At 54.8% G+C, this 22,979-nt stretch carries 16 protein-coding genes; 10 read left to right on the top strand and 6 right to left on the bottom strand.

Annotated elements, in window-relative coordinates:
* Window positions 1–59: 59 nt before the first annotated feature.
* Window positions 60–1,211, top strand: a complete 1,152-nt coding sequence (locus tag ACTU44_RS15415) for a pyridoxal phosphate-dependent aminotransferase (protein ID WP_462095848.1) — start codon at window positions 60–62, stop codon at window positions 1,209–1,211.
* Between the two features lie 76 nt (window positions 1,212–1,287).
* Here the strand turns inward: ACTU44_RS15415 and ACTU44_RS15410 are convergent, their stop codons facing one another.
* Window positions 1,288–4,290, bottom strand: a complete 3,003-nt coding sequence (locus ACTU44_RS15410) for an Rne/Rng family ribonuclease (protein WP_462095847.1) — start codon at window positions 4,288–4,290, stop codon at window positions 1,288–1,290.
* 714 nt (window positions 4,291–5,004) lie between these two features.
* Here ACTU44_RS15410 and ACTU44_RS15405 point away from each other — a divergent pair.
* The 9 genes from ACTU44_RS15405 (at window position 5,005) to ACTU44_RS15365 (ending at window position 16,131) form a co-directional block, all read left to right on the top strand.
* Window positions 5,005–6,219: an N-acetylmuramoyl-L-alanine amidase gene (locus tag ACTU44_RS15405; protein WP_258548698.1), complete on the top strand. Its 1,215-nt coding sequence runs from the start codon at window positions 5,005–5,007 to the stop codon at window positions 6,217–6,219.
* 268 nt (window positions 6,220–6,487) lie between these two features.
* Window positions 6,488–8,914 carry a penicillin-binding protein 1A gene (locus ACTU44_RS15400; RefSeq protein WP_462095846.1) on the top strand — a complete coding sequence of 809 codons (2,427 nt, stop codon included), beginning with the start codon at window positions 6,488–6,490 and terminating at the stop codon, window positions 8,912–8,914.
* 256 nt (window positions 8,915–9,170) lie between these two features.
* Window positions 9,171–10,730 (top strand): alkaline phosphatase D family protein, encoded by a 1,560-nt coding sequence (locus tag ACTU44_RS15395; protein ID WP_462095845.1) that lies wholly within the window; start codon window positions 9,171–9,173, stop codon window positions 10,728–10,730.
* Between the two features lie 169 nt (window positions 10,731–10,899).
* A protein-coding gene (gene prfB / locus ACTU44_RS15390) for a peptide chain release factor 2 (RefSeq protein WP_114098299.1) occupies window positions 10,900–12,028 on the top strand; the annotation gives its coding sequence in 2 pieces (ribosomal slippage) (window positions 10,900–10,968 and window positions 10,970–12,028; 1,128 coding nt in all).
* Between the two features lie 275 nt (window positions 12,029–12,303).
* Window positions 12,304–12,558, top strand: a complete 255-nt coding sequence (locus tag ACTU44_RS15385) for a hypothetical protein (RefSeq protein ID WP_114098297.1) — start codon at window positions 12,304–12,306, stop codon at window positions 12,556–12,558.
* A gap of 117 nt (window positions 12,559–12,675) precedes the next feature.
* Window positions 12,676–13,281, top strand: a complete 606-nt coding sequence (locus tag ACTU44_RS15380; RefSeq protein ID WP_336082722.1) for a nucleoside deaminase — start codon at window positions 12,676–12,678, stop codon at window positions 13,279–13,281.
* A 74-nt stretch (window positions 13,282–13,355) separates the two neighbouring features.
* Entirely contained in the window at window positions 13,356–14,846 is a 1,491-nt protein-coding gene (locus ACTU44_RS15375) for a DNA-3-methyladenine glycosylase 2 family protein (RefSeq protein WP_462095844.1), read from the top strand.
* Window positions 14,843–15,367, top strand: a complete 525-nt coding sequence (locus ACTU44_RS15370; RefSeq protein WP_462095843.1) for a methylated-DNA--[protein]-cysteine S-methyltransferase — start codon at window positions 14,843–14,845, stop codon at window positions 15,365–15,367. The genes ACTU44_RS15375 and ACTU44_RS15370 overlap by 4 nt, the downstream gene beginning before the upstream one ends.
* A 131-nt stretch (window positions 15,368–15,498) precedes the next feature.
* Window positions 15,499–16,131, top strand: coding sequence for a glutathione S-transferase family protein (locus ACTU44_RS15365; protein WP_462095842.1), 633 nt, complete (start codon window positions 15,499–15,501; stop codon window positions 16,129–16,131).
* An 88-nt stretch (window positions 16,132–16,219) separates the two neighbouring features.
* Here the strand turns inward: ACTU44_RS15365 and adhP are convergent, their stop codons facing one another.
* The 5 genes from adhP to ACTU44_RS15340 form a co-directional block, all read right to left on the bottom strand.
* Window positions 16,220–17,242: an alcohol dehydrogenase AdhP gene (gene adhP / locus ACTU44_RS15360; protein ID WP_336082729.1), complete on the bottom strand. Its 1,023-nt coding sequence runs from the start codon at window positions 17,240–17,242 to the stop codon at window positions 16,220–16,222.
* A 145-nt stretch (window positions 17,243–17,387) separates the two neighbouring features.
* Complete coding sequence (locus tag ACTU44_RS15355) at window positions 17,388–18,212, bottom strand: ferritin-like domain-containing protein (RefSeq protein ID WP_114098293.1); 825 nt, start codon at window positions 18,210–18,212, stop codon at window positions 17,388–17,390.
* 157 nt (window positions 18,213–18,369) lie between these two features.
* Window positions 18,370–19,140, bottom strand: a complete 771-nt coding sequence (locus ACTU44_RS15350; RefSeq protein ID WP_114098292.1) for a response regulator — start codon at window positions 19,138–19,140, stop codon at window positions 18,370–18,372.
* Window positions 19,141–19,379: 239 nt separating this feature from the next.
* Complete coding sequence (bcp, locus tag ACTU44_RS15345) at window positions 19,380–19,844, bottom strand: thioredoxin-dependent thiol peroxidase (RefSeq protein WP_114098291.1); 465 nt, start codon at window positions 19,842–19,844, stop codon at window positions 19,380–19,382.
* Between the two features lie 131 nt (window positions 19,845–19,975).
* Window positions 19,976–22,954, bottom strand: a complete 2,979-nt coding sequence (locus ACTU44_RS15340; protein ID WP_462095841.1) for a bifunctional [glutamine synthetase] adenylyltransferase/[glutamine synthetase]-adenylyl-L-tyrosine phosphorylase — start codon at window positions 22,952–22,954, stop codon at window positions 19,976–19,978.
* Window positions 22,955–22,979: the final 25 nt, after the last annotated feature.

Here is a 22,979-nt window from a genome sequence, read left to right as displayed (position 1 = left end):
GGATCATCCTGCCCTGTTGCACTTGACATCGTAGTTAAAACGAATTGGGACCCCACAAAATGGCTTTGAAACAATCCCTGCGCGGCGCAATTTCGCCCTTTATCGTCATGGATGTGATGCGTGCAGCCAATGCGCGCGAGACCGAGGGAAAAGCTGTTTATCATCTTGAAGTCGGACAGCCAGGGACACCGGCCCCGCGCAAGGTCCGCGAAGCTGCTGCCAAGGCGCTTGAAGCGGACCTGATCGGCTATACCAACGCCATGGGCATCGATCCGCTACGCGAAGCCATTGCCGGACATTACAAAACAAAATTTGGTGTGCCGGTTGATCCGTCGCGCGTTTGCGTTGCCAGTGGATCGTCGTCGATCTTTGTGCTGGCGTTCCTCGCGGCCTTTGATGCGGGCGACCGTGTTGCGATGGCGGCACCTGGATATCCAGCCTACCACAATATTCTAAGCGCGCTTGGTATTGATACGGTCAACCTGCCTGCGGGCCCGGAAACCCATTATCAGCCGACCGTTCAGATGCTCCGTGATCTTGAAGAGCCGGTTGATGGCCTGATCGTTGCCAGCCCGTCCAATCCGGCAGGCAGCATGATCGATGTCGAAACCTATCGTGAGCTGGCAACCTATTGCCGCGAAAACGGCATTCGCCTGATCAGTGACGAGATTTATCAGGGTATCTCGTTCGGGGATGTCAAGGAATGCACCGCCCTTGAATTCGGGGATGACGCCATCATCATCAACAGTTTTTCGAAATATTTCTCGATGACCGGCTGGCGTCTGGGCTGGGCAATTGTGCCGCCTGATCTGATGCGTGCGGTGGAATGCTTGCAGCAAAACCTGTTCATTTCCGCCCCGGCTTTGTCGCAAATCGCAGCCGTCGCCGCCTTTGATTGCGAAGACGAACTTCAGGCCAATATCGCGGCCTATGCGCGCAATCGCGAAATCCTGCTTGAAGGTCTGCCCAAGGCAGGCTTCACCAAATTCGCCCCGGCGGATGGCGCGTTCTATCTTTATGCGGATGTTCGCGAGCTGACGAATGACAGTGAGGTATTCTGTCGCCAGATGCTCGAAGAAACCGGCGTTGCGACCACACCGGGCACCGATTTCGACCGGATGCGCGGCAAGGGCTATGTGCGCTTCTCATTTGCCCATAGCGAGGCAACCATGATCGGTGCCGTCAAGGCATTGCAGAACTGGAAGCGCTAATCGCGCAAACCATGTAGCGAAAAAGGGCTGCCCGATGTTGTCGGGCAGCCCTCTTTATTTGTTCTGTGATCAGGTCTTAACGACCAAGGCTCCACCAGCCGCGTTTTTTCGACTTGGGCTTTTCGTCCTTTGCCGGTTCGGCCGCAGGGGCTGCTTCCGGTGCCGGGGCAGGCGCCTCGGTTTTGGCCGGTTCAGCCGGTTTTGGTTCTGCCGGTTTTTCGACAGGTGCCTCAACCTTTGGTGCTTCTGCTTTCGGTGCCGGTGCTGCGACTTCTGCCGGGGCAGTTGCCGGTGCGGCAACGGTGGTTTCCGGTTTGCTTTCAGCAACGGCTTCCGGTGCCGGGCCGCTCTGGATCGGGATGTTTTTCACATCACCACGATCATTGCTGCCTTCAGGGCGATCCGAGCGCGGATTGCGGTCACGGCGGTTGCGACGGTTGTCGTTGCGATCCCGACGCGGACGGGCCGGGGCCGGGGCCGTGGTGCTGCGCACACGACCGACACGAACGCCTTCCTGATCAAAGCTGTCAGCATCCTGACCGTCGCTTTCGGCGTCGATCACGCTGTTTTCTTCAGAACCATCCGGTGCTTCGTGATCACGGTTGCGACGCGCAGATGTCAGGGCCGGATCATCATTGGGCGAACGGGTACGGTTGGCATCGAAATCCTGACGACGCGAACGGCGACGGCCACCACGTTTGCCACGACGGCGACGCTTGCGCTGGCTTTCTTCATCATCGTCATCAAGGTTGCCGTGATCCGAACCATCAGCATCTTCGGCGTCGGTATCTGCCGCTTCCTGCTGGGTATCGTTACGATCATCACGATCATCATTGCGACCGCGACGACGACGGCGACGACGGCGACGTTTGCCACCCTGATCATCATCATCACCACGAACAATGTCTTCATCTTCGTCTTCGTCGTCTTCAACCGGGCTTTCAATTGCCGTCAGCGACACGCTGTCGGTATTGAGAACCGGGCTTACCTCTTCCTGCTCGTCACCTTTTTTCGCGCGGGTGCGCTCGATACGGTGATCCGGGGAAATCAGGCTGTCATCGCCAAAGATCATCACAGTGAAGCCGTAACGCTGTTCGATTTCAGCAAGCGAATCACGTTTACGGTTCAGGATGTAAAGGGCGACTTCGCTGGCGACATGAACGGTGAGCGCACCAGAGCGACGGCGCATGCCTTCTTCTTCGATGACACGCAGCAGATGAAGGGCTGCACTTTCTATCGAACGGACAAGGCCGACACCACGGCAATGCGAGCAAACCTCGAACGCGCTTTCAACAAGCGACGGACGCAGGCGCTGACGCGACATTTCAAGCAGGCCAAACGGGCTGATACGGCCAATCTGCAAACGTGCACGGTCATTGCGCATCGCTTCTTTAAGCTTGCGTTCAACCGATGCCTGATTGCGGTGATCTTCCATGTCGATGAAGTCGACAACGATCAGACCGGCAAGGTCACGCAGGCGCAGCTGGCGTGCCAGTTCCTCGGCCGCTTCAAGGTTGGTCTTGTATGCGGTTTCTTCGATATTGCGTTCGCGGGTCGAGCGGCCGGAGTTCACGTCAATCGCGACCAGTGCTTCGGTCGGGTTGATGACGATATAACCACCGGATTTAAGCTGTACGACCGGGTTGAGCATCGCATCAAGCTGACTTTCCACCTGGAAACGGTGGAACAGTGGCACGCCCTGATCCTTATAGGGCTGCACGCGCTTGGCATGTGATGGCATCAGCATTTTCATGAAGTCTTTGGCGATCCGGTAACCTTCGTCACCTTCGACCAGAACTTCATCAACATCGCGTGCATAAAGGTCACGGATGGAACGCTTGATCAGATCGGCTTCTTCGTAAATCAGGCAAGGTGCCTGGCTCTGAAGGGTGGTTTCGCGAATACGATCCCACAGACGCATCAGATAGTCGAAGTCGCGTTTGATTTCGGCTTTGGTCCGTTCTGCACCGGCGGTGCGAACGATCACGGCCATGCCGTCCGGAATCTCCAGCTCGGCCAGAATGGATTTCAGACGCTTGCGGTCCTGAGCGTTGGTGATTTTGCGCGAAATGCCGCCACCACGCGGGGTGTTTGGCATCAGAACGCAATAACGGCCCGCCAGCGACAGGAAGGTCGAAAGTGCCGCACCCTTGTTGCCGCGTTCTTCCTTGACGACTTGAACCAGAATGATCTGGCGGCGTTTGATCACTTCCTGAATTTTGTAGCGTTTCTGAAGCTGACGGCTGTGTGATTCGACGAATTCGTCGGCATCGTCGCCACCAAGGTCTTCGATTTCTTCTTCTTCGCCACCGGCATCCGCAGACGTCGCCCCGTTGTCATTGTCGTCGTCTTCACCGTCGGCATCAATGTCAACGGTCAATTCTGCGACTTCTGCCGACATTGCGGCATTACCGCCGGTCGGGGTGTCGTCAGAACCGTTGCCGTCACCATCATTGCTTTCTGCGGCCGGGGCTTCATCAGATGACGCTTCGGTTGCTGATGCTTCGACATCATCGGACTTTTTGCGACGATTGCGGGTGCGACGACGACGCGGTTTGGCGTCTTCTTCCTCGGAAGATGCCTGTGCATCGCTTGCGTCAGCAGCATCGGCCGGGGCTTCTGCCTCGGCACCTGCTTCGAGCTCGGCTGCGTCACCTTCGGTCGGTTCAGCCGTTTCGTCCTTGTCCTTTGCGCGCGGTTTGCGACGCGAACGTGAACGGGCAGGTTTCTTTTCTTTTTTCGGGCTGTCTTCGGTTTCGCCGATATTGTCTTCGACAATTTCAGCGTCCTTGACCTGTGCGCCGCCCTGACTCAGGGCTTCGCGGTCGGCAACCGGGATCTGGTAGTAGTCAGAGTGGATTTCGCTGAAGGCAAGAAAACCGTGGCGGTTTCCACCATAATCAACAAAGGCCGCCTGCAAAGAGGGTTCTACACGCGTCACTTTCGCGAGATAGATGTTTCCCTTGATTTGTTTTTTTGTCGAAGTCTCGACGTCGTATTCTTCTAGGCGATTTCCATTAATAACAACGACACGGCTTTCTTCCGCGTGCGTTGCATCGATAAGCATGCGTTTAACCATTCGGAACCTGTTCCTGGAGGCCCCGCCAGTTCAATGCTACGCGCATTACTGCGCTGATATGCAAACAAACCGGCGTGACCGGAGGCGCCGTCCAATAGGGTCGCGATATGTCCTGTTTGTCTCTGGTTCATCGCGTGTCGGCTGCTCTTCCGGTTCGGACCTGGTTTTGATGTTGAAACAAAATAGGTTGTGTATTTTCGAGCGCGCCAAGGCAGCCTTTTTAAGGAGGGCTCTATCGGGAGCGGGAATTGCCGCGTCACCGAGACACCGACCGTAAGAACTGATCTAGTCGCGTCCTCAGCCTGGTGGCGTTTTAGGTACATACCACAAAGCATAGGAATCTCGGGTGCAACATATCCGGTTTATTCGCCTGCGACAAACAGTTTTGTTACATCAGACGATGACTTTCTGACACCGGCCCGTCAAAAGGCGAAGATTTCCGCGCATTTTCGCCTATGACGATCAATCGCCGTCAAATATATGAAAAAGCAAAGCTTTTGCCCTGCTGGCTGTGTCGCGACCATTAAAGGCAGGTTGATCAGGGGTGCGTCTAACTTCTTGCTTTGGTCAATTGCCCGTTAACCAACGCGTTGTTATAACCTTTGATCTCAGCTCTGGCAGGGTAAACAGGCGCAAGCACGACAGATGAATTCACCGCATGCAACATCATATTCCAATATGCGACCTGCACCGTGGATTACGGTGTATCGTAAATTGACAAGATTTGCGATCTCGCTGTTTTTGCTGCTTTTTTCTGCCCAGATGGTTACGTCGACGGCTAATGCACAGGCCGCCAAGGTCCTTGGTGCGCGGCTTGGCGTTTATCCCGATTATACGCGTTTCGTAATCGATCTCGACCGGGATGTGGACTTTACCTATTTCCTGCTGCCTGATCCGTATCGCATCATTATCGATATGCCGGAAATCGACTGGAGCGCCCCTCCGGGCAAGGTGACCTCGGGCGGGGGGCTGATTTCCGGGCTGCGCTATGGCCTGTTCAAGCCCGGTACATTCCGTGTCGTGCTTGATGTTGCCGAACCGTCGCTGGTGTCCAAGATATTTGCATTACCGGCATCCGGCGGGAAGCCCAATCGTCTGGTTGTCGACCTTAAACCGGCAAAACGTCAGGCTTTTCTGGATGCATCGCGTGACAGCATGGCGGCCTATTCCGCGCGCAGCCGCAATGATACCAGTGCCACAGAACAAAGTGTTGATGTCGGTGTAAAATCCGGCCGTGGCGGCGAGGAAAAGCCGCTGATCGCCATTGATGCCGGACATGGCGGCGTTGATCCCGGTGCCATCGGGGTTGGCAATGTCTATGAAAAGGACCTGACGCTGGCCGCAGCCCGTCAGCTTGCAGATACCCTGACCGCGTCGGGGCGTTATCGTGTGCTTCTGACACGCGACAAGGATGTATTCCTTAAATTGCGCCAGCGTGTTGAAATTGCGCGTAAAAACGGTGCCGATCTTTTCATCTCGCTGCATGCAGACTCTATTGCCAATCCGAAGCATCGCGGCGGATCGGTCTATACCCTGTCTGAAAACGCATCGGACAAGGAGGCAGCAGCCCTTGCTTCCAAGGAAAACAAGGCCGACGTCATTGCCGGTATTGATCTCTCTGATGAAAACTCGCTGGTACAAAGCATTCTGATCGACTTGGCTCAGCGCGAAACCATGAACCTGTCGGCAACACTGGCTGCCAACATGGTCAGCCAGTTGTCACAAAGCATCGAACTGCAACGCAGAACCCATCGCTTTGCCGGATTTGCGGTTCTCAAGGCGCCTGATATTCCGTCTGCCCTGTTTGAAATGGGGTATCTGTCCAATGCAACAGATACCAAGCTTCTGCAAAGCCCGGCCCATCGTAAAAAGATTGCCGAAGCAGTCTTACGGGCAATTGATATCTATTTCGAGAAACACAAATTCTAAAACGGGAACGCAGCAAAGGCTTTGCCCCCGCATTTCCAATATTTGGGGCAGGGCATTTTGGTGCGAATATTCGCACGGAATGAACAAAAAGATACGCGGCGTGCGTGTCGTCACAACCTTGTCACTTTTTTGCCGCTATAGTCGGCATAACTGCGGTAGATCGACCAGACAAGGTCGATAATCTGCTGGGACATTGCATTTCCGGTGATTGTGCATGAATATGCGCCCTCGTCGGATCAGGCCAACAAATCGAAAAAGACCTGCTTACATGCGCATTTTACTAAGTATTTTCGGCTTTCTGTTTTTGATGGGGATCGCAGGCGGTGCCGGTGTTCTGGCCATCTTCTGGCATTTTGGTCAGGACTTGCCCGACTATACCCAGCTTGAAAACTACGAACCCGAAGTCATGACGCGTGTTCATGCATCCGATGGTGCGCTGATTGCTGAATATGCGCGCGAGAAACGTGTATTCGTTCCGATCACTGCCATCCCGCACAAGGTGATTGATGCCTTTGTTGCGGCCGAGGACAAAAACTTCTTCTCCCATCCCGGGATTGATTTTGCGTCGGTTCTCCGTGCTGCAGTGACCAACGTGGTCAATCTTGGCACCGGACGTCGTCCGGTCGGGGCATCGACCATCACCCAGCAGGTCGCCAAGAACTTCCTTCTGACCAACGAAGTTTCCTATGAACGCAAGATCAAGGAAGCGATCCTGTCGTTCCGTATCGAGCGTGCATTCTCCAAGGAGCATATCCTTGAGCTTTACCTGAACGAGATTTACCTCGGCAGTGGCGCATACGGGGTTGCAGCCGCATCGCTGCGTTATTTCGACAAGTCGCTTGATGAACTTAACGTCGAAGAGGCAGCCTATCTTGCGGCCCTGCCAAAGGCCCCGTCGAACTATCATCCGGTCCGTAATCACGACGAAGCAAAGGCGCGCCGTAACTGGGTGATTGGCCGGATGCTCGAGGAAAAATACGTGACCGAGGCCGAAGCACAGGCCGCATGGTCAGCACCACTGGTTAGCAAATCGCGTGAGTCGGTTGATACCTATCAGGCCGATTTCTTTGCCGAGGAAGTCCGTCGTCAGCTGGTCGACCGTTACGGCGAAGGCATGCTTTATGATGGTGGCCTTTCGGTACGTTCAACCGTTGATCCGAACATGCAGACGGTTGCGGACAAGGCACTGTTTGAAGGTCTGGTTGCCTATGACCGTCGCCATGGCTGGCGCGGCCCGATCACACAGATTGACCTGAATGGCAACTGGCAGCAGAAACTGCGCGAAGTTGAAAAGCCCGGTGACATTCCATGGGATCTGGCTGTTGTACTTAAAACAGATGCCAACGAAGCGACCCTTGGATTGCAATCAGGCGAGCAGGGCCGTATTCCGCTGCGGTTCCTGACCTGGGCGCGTCCGTGGCAAAAGGGCCAGACACTGGGTGCTGTGGTGAACCGTCCGTCGGATGTGCTTAATCCGGGCGACGTTGTCTATGTCAAACATTTCGCCGAACTTGATGGCGAGAAACTGCCACCAAACACCTATGGCCTGCGCCAGATTCCCAATGTGAATGGTGGTCTGGTGGCGATGGATCCGCATACGGGCCGTGTTCTTGCGATGTCTGGCGGTTTTTCGCACGATCTGTCGAAATTCAACCGCGCAACCCAGGCCCGCCGTCAACCGGGCTCGGCATTCAAGCCATTTGTTTATCTGGCCGCCCTTGATCAGGGCTTTACCCCTTCAACGCTGGTGCTTGATGCGCCTTTCGTGATTGATCAGGGACCGGGGCTTGGGAAATGGAAGCCGGGCAACTATAGCGGCCAGTTCTATGGCCCATCGACCATGCGCCTCGGGATCGAGAAGTCCCGTAACCTGATGACGGTGCGACTGGCACAGACCATCGGAATGCCTACTGTTGCCGATTATGCCGAGCGCTTTGGCATTGTTGATGAGCTGCCAGAAGTGCTTTCGATGTCGCTTGGCGCTGCGGAAACGACCGTCATGCGCCTGACGGCGGCCTATGCCGAACTGGTCAATGGGGGCAAGAAAATCACACCGACCCTAATTGACCGTATTCAGGATCGTCGCGGTAATGTGATCTATCGTCGGGACGAGCGCGATTGTGCACAATGTCAGGATGTGGCGTTCCGCAATCAGATGCCGCCTGATCTTCCCGATACCCGCGAACAGCTGACCGATCCGGCCAGTGCCTTCCAGATGGTTCATATTATGGAAGGTGTGGTGTCACGCGGTACCGGCCGGACCATTGCCGAGCTTGGCTACCCGCTGGCAGGCAAGACGGGAACGACCAATGATTCACGTGATGCATGGTTTGTCGGTTTCTCGCCGGATCTGGCGGTCGGGGTTTATGTCGGCTTTGATGATAACAGATCGCTTGGCGACAAGGAGCAGGGTGCCAGTGCTGCGGCTCCGATCTGGAAAGAATTCATGCGTGGTGCCCTTGCAGGAACCAAAGCCATTCCGTTCCGTACTCCACCGGGCATTCGCATGGTCCGTGTCGAGGCCCGCACCGGTATTCCGGCCCGTCCGGGCGATAAGGACGTGATCTGGGAAGCCTTCAAACCCGGTACCATTCCGGCATCAAACGACAATGTTATTGATGGTGGATATAACGAGTTTGGCGGCTCTGACAGCGGAAATGGCGGTGCTGTTTCCGGACCGGGCGGGATTTACTGATCTACCCCGATGTACTTGATTGCGATGATCCAAATATTGCAGTCAAAATGTGATAAAAGCCGGATGTAATCAGCATCCGGCTTTTTTTTGACCATGGGGTCTTTCATCTGAAACTTTCTGTTTTCAGATCAGGCCATTTGGAAAGATGATCTGTCATCAAACAGTGACAAAAGAATCAACGCGATGACATTGGTCTGTCATCGGAATTTGTCATGATCTCCAGGGATTTATTTCATGCATTAAAGAGGTTCCAGAGATGTCATTTCGTCTTTCCCGCCGAAAGTTTCTTGCAACAGGTGCGACTGCCGGTGCCGCAACGGCCATGGGTGGTTTCTTTATGCCGTCAATCTCGCGTGCGGCTGACCGTCCGGTCATCACGCATGGTGTTCAAAGTGGTGATGTGACTGCCAACACGGCCTGCATCTGGGGGCGTGCAGATCGGGCTTCGCGCATGGTAACCGAAATCGCAACCACTGAAGGCTTCAGGAATTCGGTCCGTATTCCTCATGTCGATGTTCTGGCCCAGCGCGATTTTGCCGGCAAGCTCGCATTGAATGATCTTCCAGCCGGTCAGGATATTTTCTACAAGATCCATTTCGAGAACCTTGATGATGGTCGCGCGTCTTCCGAACCGGTGATCGGCCATTTCCGTACGGCACCTGCGGCGAAACGTAATATCCGCTTTGGCTGGTCCGGCGATACCGGTGGTCAGGGCTGGGGGATTGACGAAGATCGCGGCGGCATGAAAACCTATGCCGCGATCACCAAACACAATCCTGATTTCTTCATTCATTCCGGCGATACGATTTATGCCGATGGACCGTTTGCCGAGACCAAGGAAACGCCCGACGGGCAAATCTGGAAAAACATCACCACCGAAGACACCGCCAAGGTTGCCGAGACGCTGGATGAGTTCCGTGGCAATTACAAATACAACATGCTTGATCAGCATGTGCGCGAATTCAACCGTCTGGTGCCTGTGTATTATCAGTGGGATGACCATGAAGTGACCAACAACTGGTATCCGGGCGAGATGTTGCTGGGCGATGACCGTTATACCGAAAAATCTGCATCCTTGCTGGCTGCACGTGCCAATCGCGCCTTTCGTGAAATGCTGCCGATTACCGAACATGCATCCGAGCCGGGGCGGGTGTATCGCAAGGTGTCATACGGGCCGTCTCTGGAAATCTTCTTCCTTGATATGCGGACCTATCGTGGCACCAACGATGCAAATAACAGCCCGTCACCGACGGACAACACGGACTTCCTTGGTCGTGCGCAGATGGAATGGCTCAAACGTGGCCTTTTGAATTCCAAAGCGACCTGGAAGGTCATTGCTGCTGATATGCCGATTGGCATGATCGTGCGTGATGGCGACAACTTTGAGAACGGTGCCAATGGCGATGGTCTGCCGATGGGGCGTGAACTGGAAATGGCGGAACTGCTGCGTTTCATCAAAACCGCCAAAATCCACAACACGGTCTGGTTGACAGCCGATGTTCATTACACCGCAGCTCATTATTACGATCCGAACAAGGCCCAGTTCCAGGACTTCGATCCGTTCTGGGAATTTGTTTCCGGTCCGCTCCACGCCGGAACGTTCGGTCCCAGCGAGATGGACAACACATTTGGTCCGCAGGTAAAATTCACCAAACACCCGACCAAGGAACAGGGCGTTAATCTGCCGCCATCCTTTGGTTTGCAGTTCTTTGGTCTGGTCGATATTGATGCCGAAACCGAACAGTTCCGGGTCTCGTTGCGCGACGTCGCTGACGATGAACTTTATACCGTGACACTCGATCCGGTATTTGAGTGATCTCTGAATTACCCTGCCTTATCTTTGATGCGAAACCCGGTAGCAACCCGCTGCCGGGTTTTTGCATGGTTGCAGGGGTTTCAACTGCGGCAAAAACTGCTATAAGCGGCGCCGAGTTTGCCGCAGTCAAACTGCGGCCACAAATTTCAGATGAATAACGGAGACATCAATGCGCGCCGAAGCACAGGCATTGGTCGATGAAATCAAGCAGTCGATGGTACTGCTGAGGAGGCATCTTTGACTGGGATAACGCTCTTAGACGCCTGGACGAACTGAACGCACTGGCCGAGGACCCGACCCTTTGGGACAACGCTGCCAATGCGCAGAAAGTCATGCGTGAACGTACCCAGCTTGATGATGCCATCAATGGTTATAAAAAGCTCGCCCAGGAGCTTGAAGACAACATTGAACTGATCGAACTTGGTGAAGCCGAGGGCGATGCAGAAACGGTTGCCGAGGCCGAAGAAGGCCTGCGCGCAATCCGCGAGATTGCCGCACAGCGCGAACTCGAAAGCCTGCTTTCGGGCGAAGCCGACGCCAACGATGCCTATCTTGAAATCCATGCCGGTGCCGGTGGTACCGAAGCACAGGACTGGGCATCGATGATGGCACGCATGTATTACCGTTGGGCAGAGTCCAAGGGTTACAAGCTTGAGATGCTCGAAGAAAGTGATGGCGAGGAAGCCGGTATCAAGTCGGTTACCTACAAAATCACCGGGCATAATGCCTATGGCTGGCTCAAGAACGAAGTGGGTGTGCATCGTCTGGTGCGTATTTCGCCCTATGACAGTTCTGCGCGCCGCCATACGAGCTTCTCGTCGGTCTGGGTCTATCCGGTCATTGATGACAATATCGAGATTGAAATCCTTGATAAGGATCTTCGTGTCGATACTTACCGTGCATCAGGTGCCGGTGGTCAGCACGTTAACCGGACGGACTCCGCTGTTCGTATTACCCATATTCCGACCGGCATCGTTGCCCAGTGTCAGAATGACCGTTCGCAGCATAAAAACCGCGATACGGCGATGAAGATGCTCAAAGCCCGCCTCTATGAGGCCGAGCTTAAAAAGCGCGAAGCCGAGGCACAGGCGGTTGAGGACAGCAAAACCGACATCGGTTGGGGGCATCAGATCCGTTCCTACGTTCTGCAGCCCTATCAGATGATCAAGGACCTGCGTACGGGGACCGAAACATCCGATACCCAGGGTGTTCTGAACGGCGATCTCGATGCCTTCATGGCAGCTGCATTGGCCGCAAAGGTTACCGGTTCGGCTGGCGAGATCGAAGACATTGATTGATCGGTTGCCGATAACTGCTTGAAATCTAGAACACCCCGCTGATTGTTCGGCGGGGTGTTTTGCTTCAATGTGCAAACAGGTGGGTAAAATAAACTTCCGAAAACCCCGGAAAAAGGCGGTTTGCCCCCAAAAGTCCCATTTCTGTCACACAATTGCCGGATAGCTTTGCCATGGTGAGGCCAAGCGAGACCTGCCAAGCAATAACAAACCCCAGACAATGGCTGGAGACTGGCAGGCTTGCCTCAGAGCAAACATCTTTTGTCAGGTAGTCCCAAATGGCCCAGAACTCTCTTGGTCCGGTCGCAGTCGGCGACCAGTTCAAACTCGCAACTCCGAACGGCCCGGTTTTCGAGGTTGTCAAAATCCGTCAGATGGCACCGGTCGATCATGCCCTGATCACCAAAGTGCGCGATACCAAATCCCCGACACTGATCGCGGTGACCACCCTTTTAAATCGCGACTTCTATCTTCCGGTTGCGCCGGAAAACCGCCAGATGCCCGACAATGACGGGATATTGCGCGGCATCTGATTGTAAAGCAGTGCAGCAGACTGTTTTGCAACCTGCGAGATGAAAAACAGGTTGGCATGGCGGCCCTGACACGGTGAAATGGTACAAACAAATATCAGTACTTCAGGGGCCGCCATCATGCCAGAGACCACCGCCAGCCCGAACCTTTTGGAAAAGCTGTTCTCCGTTCTGGAAAACGACATTCTTCCCAAAACGCGCGCAGGTGTTGCGGGTGGCAACAAGCTGTTCGGGGCAGCGATCCTTCGAAAATCCGATCATTCGCTGGTCATTGCTGAAACCAACAATGAAACCGAAAACCCGCTTTGGCATGGGGAAGTCCATTGTCTTAAGCGGTTTTATGAAATTCCTGCTGATCAGCGCCCGGCAACCTCGGAGCTGATATTCCTCTCAACCCATGAACCCTGTTCGATGTGCCTGTCGGCAATTACCTGGGCCGGGTTTGATAATTTCTATTATTTCTTTTCCTACGAAGATTCCCGCGATGCCTTTGCCATTCCCCATGATTTGAAAATCATGAAGGAGGTCTTCACGCTTGATGACGGCGAATACAACAAGTCCAACGCATTCTGGGACAGTCATTCGATGATGGGCATGGTCGCCGAACTGCCGGAAGACACGCGGGCAGGGTACCTTGTCCGGGCCAAGGCGATTTCAGACGAATATGATCGTCTGTCGGCGCAATATCAGGATGGTAAATCCGATAACGACATTCCCCTGAACTAGGGGCAATCAGACGATTTTACGTTTGAGTCCGAATCTGGCGAGTTTTGATTGCCGGTTCTGGTAAACTGCCGGGCATGGAACAGCTCAATAACGATATATGCTATCAGGCACTCAAAACCCGGGACCGTCGGTTTGACGGGCGGTTTTATACCGCCGTTCTGACCACCGGGATTTTCTGTCGCCCGATTTGCCCCGCAGTCACGCCAAAACGTGCCAACGTGGAATTCTATCCCAGTGCGGAGGCGGCAATTGCCCATGGCTTCCGGCCGTGCCTGCGCTGTCGTCCCGAAGCTGCCCCCGGAAGTCCTGCCAGTGCCGGTGTTCATGCGACCGTGGCCCGTGCTGTGCGCCTGATTGATCAGGGTGTGCTTGAAACCGGATCGATTGCCGATCTGGCCGAGCGGCTTGGTGTCGGGGATCGGCATCTGCGCCGTATCTTCAAGGAACATACCGGCGTCACCCCGCAGGAACACGCCAAGGCCAGACGCCTTTTGCGGGCGCGCCAGCTGATTGTGGACAGTAACCTGTCGATGATCGAGATTGCTGATATTGCCGGTTTCGGCAGCTTGCGGCGGTTCAATGATGCGATGAAGCAGGCCTATGGTCAGGCACCTACGGCATTCCGGCGCGGCGTAAAACTCAGAACGTCGAGCCCGGTAAAGGACGACGATCCATTTGCCCCGCGCAATGATGATCTTGTGTTGCGTCTGCGTGCCAGACAGCCGTTTGATGCGGAATATCTTCTGGCCTTTTTCCGGGCGCGCGCCATTCCGGGGTTGGAAGCAGTCCGTGATCGCATCTATGCGCGTGGATTTGCCATGGGCGATCAGGTCGGTTTGATGATCTGCCATTTCAGCCCGGATCAAAGCGGGGTGGAGGTGATCCTGCGCGGCCCGGCGCGTGAAGCCGTGCTTGAAATTGGTGCGCGTGTCCGGCGCCTGTTTGATCTTGATGCGGACGTTCCGTCCATCACGGCACAGTTTTCCGATGATGCGTTGCTTGCGCCACTGATTGAAAAACGCCCGGGCCTTCGTGTGCCGGGGTGTTGGGACCGGTTTGAACTGGCCATGCGCGCCGTTTTGGGACAGCAGGTATCGGTTGCTGCAGCCAGAACACTGGCAGGGCGTATTGTCGCCCGCTTTGGCAGGGCACTGCCCGATGATCTGGTTGTCAGAACCGGTGTCACGCATCTGTTTCCCGCCCCGGCACAGCTTGCCAATCAGGAACTGATATCCATCGGGCTTACAACCCGCCGTGCGCAGACACTGGCCGATGTGACTGATCTTTTTGCCGATCCCGGTTGCGATCAGAAGGCGGGTGAAACCCTGATTGCCGATCTGACCGCGATCAAGGGAATAGGTCCATGGACATTGAACTATTTCGGCCTGCGCGGACTTGGCGACCCGGATGCCTTTCCGGCGGCCGATCTTGGCATCCTCAAGGCATCAAGCATGGGCGGCGGCCCGGACAAGGCCAAGGCACTTGATGCCCTGTCGGAAAGCTGGCGACCCTGGCGGGCCTATGCCGCGCAATATCTTTGGTCTGCATTGGAAGGAGAAGGATGATGACAACCACGATCAATGTGATCCGTTATCCAAGCCCGATTGGCAAACTGTCGCTTGCCTCGGTCGATGGCAAGCTTGTGCATCTTGATTTTGAAGATAACGATGATCGTCTGAAAACCATTCAGACGCGGCGTTTTAAAAAGCTCGACTGGATGGAAGGTGGCTCTGCGCCCGGATCGGTGATTGACTGGCTTGATGCCTATTTCGAGGGCGCGGCGATCAAACCGCCGATAGATGCTCTTACCATGATCGGGACCGATTTTCAGAAATCTGTCTGGGATGCCCTGATTACCATTCCCAATGGCAAAAGCGTGTCCTATTCCGGACTGGCGGTTCAGCTTGGAAAGCCAAATGCCGTTCGCGCGGTTGCACGCGCCAATGCACTGAACCCGGTTTCGATCATTGTGCCATGCCACCGGGTGATCGGATCAAACGGAACATTGACCGGCTATGCCGGTGGGCTGGCGCGCAAGAAATGGTTACTTGATCACGAAGCCGCCATTGCCGCAAGCACCTTCTGATCCTCTTAGCTACGGCCCATAAGCCCTGCGCGTGGGCTACCCCAACGAAAATTCACGCAAAACCGGAGACTGCCAACTGACCAGCGTCTTGGTCAGAACGCCATTTCGTTGCCTTTTTGAAAGCAAGTACCATGAAGCTCTATGATTATCCCGGATCGCAAAATGCCTGGAAAGTTCGGCAACTATGCGCGCATTTGTCAATTGCATATGATGCGGAATGGCTGTCTATTTTTGAAGGGCAAAGCCACACCGATGCGTTCATTGAACGCAACCCGGCGGGCGCTGTGCCGGTGCTGGAACTTGAGGACGGGCGCTGTATTGCTGAATCCAACGCGATCATGATTTATCTGGCCGAGGGCACTGCCTATTTTCCAGATGATCGCTATGAACGTGCCAAGGTCCACCAGTGGCTATTTTTCGAAGCCGATTACGTGCAATCAACAATCGCAACCCTGCGCTACTGGAGCTTGACCGGAAAGAACGCGCGCAATCAGCATCAACTTGAAAAGCGACGGCTTGGCGCCATCGGGGTTCTGGGAAATCTGGATCGGTACCTCACTGATAAAAGCTTCCTTGTTGGTGATCGCTATACCATCGCTGATATCGCCGTTTATGCATATGTCCACCTGGCCCACGAGGCAGATATTGATATGGCACCGTACGCAGCGATTAGGCGCTGGATCGACCGGGTTCACACCATTGTCGGGAATGAGGTGCCAGTGCGCTATTACGCCGAAGATCCTCACAGCACAGATGATCTTTAGCGCCAAGAAAAAATTCCCTGTGTCTGAAGGCACATTTGAAACAGGCCTCGGACACAGGGAACAATATGCAAATCACGCAAAGCGAAAATCAGATCGACATCACGATGCGGCCATCGATCTTGCCATCCCGCATGCGATCAAAGATCGAATTGATGTTTTCCATCGGTTCGGTGGTGAAGTGTGAATGCACCTTGCCATCGCCTGCGAACTCAAGGGCTTCTTGCAGATCGGCACGGGTGCCGACGATGGAACCGCGAATGGTTTTGCGCGACAGAACCGTATCAAAGATATCAAGCTCGAACGTTCCCGGTGGCAAACCGACCAGCGCCATGGTCCCGCCACGGCCCAGCATGCCAACGCCCTGTTTGAAGGCCGCGCGCGATACCGCCGTGACAAGCACGCCATTGGCGCCGCCCATCTGCTTTTGCACTTCGGATATGACATCGGTTTCGGCAGCGTTCAGTGTCCAGTCCGCGCCAAGATCACGGGCAAGTTTCAGTTTGTCCTCGGCGATATCGACCGCAATCACCTTCATGCCCATGGCCTTGGCATATTGCACGGCCATATGGCCCAGACCACCAATGCCCGAAATCACAACCGTTTCGCCCGGTTTGCATTCGGTTTCCTTAAGTCCCTTATAGACCGTTACCCCGGCACAGAGCACGGGGGCTGCATTGCCAAATTCAAGGGCGTTTGGCAGATGTCCGATATAGTTCGGGTCAGCCAGAACATATTCGGCAAAGCCGCCATTAACGGAGTAGCCGGTGTTGAGCTGTTCACCGCAAAGCGTTTCCCAGCCGGTAATGCAGTGATGACAATGCCCGCAGGCCGAATGCAGCCAGGGCACGCCAACCCGGTCGCCTTCCTTGACGGATGTGACACCTTCGCCAACCTTGGCAACAATGCCGACACCTTCATGGCCCGGAATGAAAGGCGGGTTTGGTTTGACCGGCCAGTCCCCCTCGGCGGCATGAAGATCGGTGTGGCAGACACCGGATGCCTCGATCTTTACAAGTATCTTGCCCGGTGAAACTTCGGGAACAGTGACTTCTTCGATGGAAAGCGGTTTGCCAAACTCGCGAACGACGGCGGCCTTCATAGTGCGTGGCATGATCGTGCCTCCTGACGGAATGCAAAAATAGCCGCCTTGTCGCGGCTGTCTCATTCTCGCAAAAGGAATAAACCTGTTTTCTTATGCACGCATTGCGGTGGGTCAAATTCGCTAAATCTGAATCAGCGTACCAACCCTGAACGACTCAGAGGTCGTCGGCTTCTCCGGGAAGTTCCAGAACATAATCCTGATAGTAATCAGGCGGCATGCCTGCTTCATACCGGGCTTCGTCATTGAAGGGCGGTTTTAGGGGCCCGCGGAAATGTTTGCGCAGCATGTCATGCCAGGTGGTGTAATAGGGCAGGTCCCGCTGATCGCAGACATATTCATAATATTTGCGGCCCGCTGCCACATGGGCGATTTCATCATGGGCAATGATTTTAAGGATGCGCGCACTTTCCGTATCGCCATGGGCCAGAAGTCGTTCGATGGTCGGCGGCGTGGCATCAAGGCCGCGGGCCTCAAACACCATCGGTACGACGGCAAGGCGCGGCAGGATGTCATAGGCCGTATCCATTGACGTCTGCCAAAGGCCGTCATGGGCAGGCAGATCACCATAGGCCGCACCCATTTCACCAAGGCGCTTGTTGATCATCTTGAAATGGCGCGCCTCGTCATCGGCAACCTGAACCCAGGCATCATGGAAATCGCGCGGCATGTCTGCTTCGGGGAAGCGCACACACAAATCCCACGCCAGATCAATCGCATTAAGCTCGATATGGGCCAACGCATGCAAAAGCCCGATGCGGCCCTGAACGCTGCCCTTTTTACGCTTGGGCATTTTGTTGGGGGCCAGCAATTCCGGCTTTGCCGGACGTCCGGGACGATCAGGAAGATCGGTTGATCCGATTTCGGTAATCTCGCCATTGCGCCACATTGCGGCGAGTTCGGCCGTGATATCGGCTTTCTCGGTGGCGTCTTCGGTCAAAAGCGCCCGTTTGGCGGCTTCGGCGAGGGTGAGCTTGGTCATGATTGTCCGGGTGGTTGTGAAGATGTCTGGTGCCTGTGTCTGCCATTTGCCGGGCACCCGGTCAATGGGCAAGGAAAAGGGCGATCCGCCATAACATGCCTGATCGCCCTTTGGGATTTGAATATGCCCGGAAACGTTCGGCGTTCCGGACGCTTCATCAGGTGATGTTAAATCGCGCCAGTGCCTCGGCCAGATCTTCGCCAAACGCATTGCCTTTGCGGATGATTGCCGTGCGGCATGGCAAATCCTGAAGAGACGGGTGGTTGGGGGCATCCGATGTCAGAACAGCGGTCGGAATTGCACGCGTTTTGGGCATCGCTTGCAATGCATTGGCCAGATCAACACCGCTGAGCTCATCAATGGTTTTGGCAACAATGATGAAATCCGGACGGGTGCGAACGGCAAGTTCAATCGCTTCGAACGACGTTTGCGTAACCGAGCTGCGATATCCGCAAGCCGCCAGTTCACGTTCAAGGATCGTTGCCATGGAGCGCTGCGGAATGACCAGCAATGCTTCGACATTGGCCTGTTTCAACCAGTTGGGATCGATGTCAGGTGCACGCTTTGAAGGCAATTCACGCACAAATTCGGCGGTATCCGTACCACCCGCCGTCATGTCGCCTTCAAGCAGGGTCTGGATTTTGTCGACAAAGGCCTGAATATCATCAATGGAACCTTCGTTCAGTTCCTTGCAGGTGGTGACGTAATCTGCCAGACGATGGCTGGTCAGATTGATCAGCGGCGCTGCAACCGACTTGCCTTTGTAACGCAGATTGAAAACTTCGCGCTGGATGGCGGTCAGATGGGCGGGGTCGCTTTTGCCTCGGGCATTTTGCAGATGGACATCGATCGAATTGATGATGTCATTTGCTTCATCGCGAAAGTCCGCAAGCATCTGATCGTCGAGATCAACAACATTCTTGTTCATTGCAATACCTGCTTTGCCGGCGTGCCGGTTTGTTTTGTCTTAACAGGTGAAAAGCCTCTTCACCCATACTCCCATATGTAAATTGTTATCCTGACATGTAACCCAAGGCAACAAATTCAATGCGTTGTTCAATGCGCATCGGTATGAAATTTTGAAGTCAGAAAATGCCAAAAAACAAAGGCCCGGCAAATACTTGCCGGGCCTGACATATGTTCTGAAAAATCAGTTTTCTGCGGCACTCAAAGCGCGCGTACTGCTTCAAGAACTTCGGCGACATGGCCTTTGACCTTGACCTTGCGCCATGCATTGCGGATCACGCCATCGCCATCAATGACAAAGGTCGACCGTTCGATCCCCATGAATTTCTTGCCATACATGCTTTTTTCCTGCCAGACACCGAACTCCTCGCAGACAGTGCCGTTCTCATCGGATGCCAGAATGAAGTTCAGGTCGTGCTTGGCCTTGAATTTGTCGTGGCGACTGACGCTGTCTTTGGAAATGCCGATGATCTGGGCGTTGACGGCGCTGAAATCAGGTTCGGCGTCACGAAACTCGCAGGATTCCGTGGTGCAGCCCGGGGTCATATCCTTGGGATAGAAATAGATCACCACCGGTTTTCCTGCCAGATCAGACAATTTGACACTGTTGTCACCATCGGTCGGCAGTTCGAAATCAGGGGCCTTGTCACCTACATTGAGGGTCATGTTCCATCCTTTATCTGTTCGGTTTGTCGTGCGATCCGTATCCGCGCTGAAAATACAATCCTTTATAAGGATGGCAAGGTCGCGTGGATCATTGGCACGAACACTTATTCGCTGTCTTGTCCGTCCGGGTTTTATGCTTCGGCTGGCGGGGCGACCTTTTCAGCCGGTTCGGCAATGATGCGGTCGTAGATTGCCTTGATCCGGGTGGCGGTGGCTTCGATCTTTTCCTTCAGGCTGGCGAAGTCGTCACATTTTCCGGCCCGGGCCAACATCTGCTGCAAATCCGTGCTTGCCCGTTCGGGATCAAACGGTCCCTCGGTCGTCAGGCGCAACATCGCCTGAAGGGCCAGCCAGAACGCCCCGGCATTGGCAAGAAATTCTGCCTCCTCTGCATCAAGAATGCCCGCAGTGCCAAGGCGTTTGAATACTTCACGCGTGGTCGGGGACAGGATTTCGGGATGTTCATGCGCATGACGCAGCTGCAAATATTGCGCAATGAATTCCAGATCGACCAGTCCGCCACGGCGCATCTTGATGGCCCAGGGGTGATTGTCACCCTTGCCGGCATCCATGCGGTTTCGCATGTCAAATACTTCGCGGACCAGTTGGTCGGGGTCACGTGGTTTGCGCAGGACGGCATTGGTTGTCGCAAGAACCTTGTCGCACAGCGATTGTGGACCATAGACCGCGCGCAGACGGGTCAGTGCCATATGCTCCCAGGTCCAGGCTTCATTATTCTGATAGGTCTCGAAACTTTTGAAATGGGTTGCAAGCGGGCCTTTAGATCCGCTTGGCCGCAGGCGCAGGTCGGTTTCAAACAGAACCCCCTCGGCCGTCGGGGCGGAAAGGGCGTTGATATAGCGCTGGCTGAGCCGGATGAAATAATGACCGGGCGAAAGCGGCCTTTCGCCATCTGACTCTTCGGCCTCTTCGGGAACGTCATAGATAAAGACCATATCAAGGTCCGATCCCGGCGACAGTTCCTGACCGCCGTGTTTGCCAAGGGCAAACACGGCCAGTCCACCATCTGTGAACGTGCCATGCTTGGCGGCAAAATCATCGGCAATGCGCGGGAACAGGGCGCGGATCGCCACATCGGCCACATCGGCAAGGGCCCGGCCTGCTTCATGCGGGGTCTGGCGATTCTGGATGGTCTGAACATCGATCTGGAATTTCTGATCATTGGCCCAGCGCCGTGCGGCATCGAGCCAGTCTTCGACCATGTCTTCGCGCGACAGGCGGGCGTCAAGATCGGCAAGCATGGTTTCGGCATCGGGAAGCTGTTCGTGGAAGCCTGACATCAGAACGAAATCAAGAACCGATGCGTTGCGTCCAATATATTTCGCCATGCGTGGGGCTGTTCCGGCAATCTGTGCCAGCAATTCCAGCAATTCGGGATGGGCTGTAAACAGCGAGAACAGCTGAACCCCGGCAGGCAGGCCTTTGAGGAATTCGTCGAAGGCACGGAATGCCATATCGGGGTTGGTAGTTTTGGAAAGCGCACCAAGCAATGTCGGCATCAGTTCGGTCAGGATTTCACGCGCACGGCGTGACCGGGTCGCACGATACCGCCCGTGATGCCATCCGCGTACTGTCACCGATACATTTTCGGCATTCTCAAACCCCATCTCGCGCAGGTTCGAAAGGGTATCGGGATCATCTTCGGTGCCGGTAAACACAAGGTTGCCCGTCTTGCTGTCACCGGTTAGCGGTGTGTCGTCTTCAAACAGTTCGGCATAATTGTTTTCGACATTGCGCAGATGAAGCAGCAAATCGGCCCTGAAATCATCAAGGGTCCCATAGCCAAGGAAGGTGGCAAGGGCGTGCAATCCCTCGTCGGTTTCCGGCAATGTCTGGGTCTGCTGATCGTTGATCATTTGCAGACGATGCTCGACCGTGCGCAGAAACGCATAGGCGGCAAGCATTTCGTCGCGGACTTTTTCTGAAACCTGCCCGAATTTGGTCAGCGTATGCAAGGTGTCGCAGGTTGCCTTGCCACGCAGGGCAACTTCACGTCCGCCCCAGATCAATTGCTGGGTCTGGGCAAAGAATTCGATTTCGCGGATGCCGCCACGACCGAGTTTGATGTTATGGCCCGGCACATTGATCTTGCTGCCGCCCTTATGGGCATTGATCTGGCGCTTGATCGAATGAATGTCCTGAATGGCCAGAAAATCAAGATGCTTGCGCCAAACAAACGGACGCAGAATTTCCAGAAATGCATTGCCGGCCGGGCGATCGCCTCCGACGATCCGGGCCTTGATCATGGCCGCACGTTCCCAGTTCTGCCCGACCGTCTCATAATAGGTTTCCGCTGCAATCATCGACAGGATCGGCGGGGTTGAGGCAGGGTCGGGGCGCAAACGCAAGTCGGTTCGAAAGACATAGCCATCGCCTGTGCGTTCTTCCATGACGCGCGTGATGTCACGGACCATTCGGACAAGATCCTGTTGCAGGCGATCCGGATCAAGATAGGTCACAACATCCTGATCATACAGGAAGATCAGATCGATATCGGACGAGTAGTTCAGCTCGCAAGCACCAAGCTTTCCCATGCCAATCGCAAAGATACCCGATCCGTCCAGCGGATTTTCCGGGTTGGGCAGGTCGTATTTGCGCTGACGCGCCATGGCTGACAGGCAATGGGCCATGGTGAAATCAAGGGTGCATTCGGCGGTTTCACTGATCGCAGCGGTAATCTTGGCCAGTGGCCATGCCTTGCAGATATCGGCAATCGCAATGACCAGTGCAGCACGGCGTTTGGCCTTGCGCACGATGGTCATGGTTGTTGCCTGATCGATATTGCGCGCTTCTGCACTGACCCGGACCGGATCAAGTGCCGCACCAAAGGCATGATCAAGCCCGTTATCAAAGACATCACAGACAATATCGGGATCGCGCAAACACAGATTGGTCAGATAGGGGCTGTTGCCAAAAAGTGCCGCGAGAACGGTCCTGCTTTGGGGATCGGACGCAATGTCGCCAATTTTTGATGCAAGATTTTCGAATGCCGGACGTTCTCCTAATATGTTCCAGCGTTCAAACGCATTGCGAACACGTTCGGCATCAAAGGGTTGGGGCAGGTCCTGTGAAATCCAGGAAAGAGACACTTTTTGCGTTCCTTGTATTGCGAAA

The organism is Thalassospira sp. SM2505 (assembly GCF_054901115.1).
Note: the sequence above shows the minus strand (reverse complement) of the source record. Positions and strands in the feature narration are given on the sequence as shown.